Origin of the sequence: Dolichospermum circinale AWQC310F (assembly GCF_000426925.1) — a bacterium.
Classification (GTDB): Bacteria; Cyanobacteriota; Cyanobacteriia; order Cyanobacteriales; family Nostocaceae; genus Dolichospermum; species Dolichospermum circinale.
The window spans coordinates 42,665-42,970 of sequence record NZ_KE384711.1; the positions used below are offsets into that span (position 1 = coordinate 42,665).

Consider the following 306-nt stretch of genomic DNA (forward strand, 5'->3'; position numbering starts at 1 on the left):
ACTCTCACTTTTGCGGCTGGTCAGACAAGCAAGACTATTACTATTCCTGTTAGGGCTGATGCGATCGCTGAAGCTGACGAGAAGTTTACCATCACATTAACTAACCCTGTTGGTGCAACTATCCCCTTTGTTACTAGCACTGTCACTATCACTGATACTGTTACTTCTGGTGTTACTGCTACTTTAGCAGCAGCAAAAACCAATCTAATTTTGACTGGTGTTAACAACATTAATGGTACAGGTAACGATGCTAATAACATCATCACTGGCAATAGTCGAAATAACAGACTCACTGGTCTTGCGGGT

Annotated in this window: 1 protein-coding gene; it reads left to right on the forward strand. The window is 42.2% G+C overall.

What is annotated here, in order from left to right; all coding sequences use genetic code 11:
• Positions 1-306: Calx-beta domain-containing protein (locus ACIR310F_RS26370; RefSeq protein WP_196803243.1), on the forward strand; the 306-nt coding region annotated here is incomplete at both ends.